General features: G+C 42.9%; 1 protein-coding gene. It reads right to left on the bottom strand.

Translation table 11 applies throughout. From position 1 onward, the window contains the following. Window positions 1-825, bottom strand: an 825-nt coding sequence (locus tag ACFIQE_RS10950) for an alanine-zipper protein (protein ID WP_375707758.1), incomplete at its 3' end; no start/stop codon positions are given. Window positions 826-911: the final 86 nt, after the last annotated feature.

The raw sequence follows: 911 nt of genomic DNA, 5'->3' as shown, positions 1-911 counted from the left end.
CTGATCTTTTAAGATGAGATATATATAATAATCCTTTCCTGCTTCAAGATCTTCGTCAAAAGTCATCCTTCCACGCCTTGGAACGCGGTAAAAGATGGACCTATCCCCATTCTCTCCACCATGATAAAAGCGAAAACATGCCCCTTCATTGATCACAAGACCTTTTCTATTTTTCGAATCGACTTCCAGAATTCTGTCAGGTTGATGAAAACGCACATCCTCTAAAAAACTAGTGGAAAGAGAACCTACCTTACTTTGAAGCTCAGAAAGACTGTCTCTGTTCCTCTGTGCCTTCTCTTGAACTTCTATCAATGCACTCTTCGCTTCTTCCGCTAACACTTTTGCCTCAGAGGCGGCTATATTCGCAGAATTTGTTGTTGCTGTCACCGTGTCTAGTGAACTCTTGACCTCTCCAAGCCCTTGCTTCGTCGTATCAGCTTCTTCTTTTGCTTGCTCCGCAACACTCTTCGCTTCTTCTGATAAATTTTTTGCACTCAAAGCGGTTTGGCTTGCATGATCACTCGTGGATTTTGCTTCATTGGCTATTGTTTCTAAGCCTTCTGCTTTAGATTTTGCATCGCTAGCCTCTCTTAGTGCTTGATCTACTTTCTCTGTTACACTCTCTGCTGCACTTTTCGCCGCTTCCGCCAAACCCTTCGCTTCTGAAGCTGTTTGCGAGGCTTGTTCCACTCCTGTTTGCGCCGCTTCTGCAATTCTCTTAACAGAGGAAACGGAGGCTTTAACTTCATCACACGCATCCTTTGTCTGTTCTGAAAGAGCCTTTGCCTCTTCTGACGTGCTTACCGCTGTCTCTGATTGTAACAATGCATTGAATTATAATGATAATTCACTGTTTTGTATGTTGAATGAGAGTCTCGAATAACGTAAGATTCTCTCATTTCAAGTCTGTT

The organism is Bartonella sp. AA1HLJMS (assembly GCF_042197445.1).
GTDB lineage: Bacteria > Pseudomonadota > Alphaproteobacteria > Rhizobiales > Rhizobiaceae > Bartonella.
This window is presented reverse-complemented; position numbering and strand designations above follow the sequence as displayed.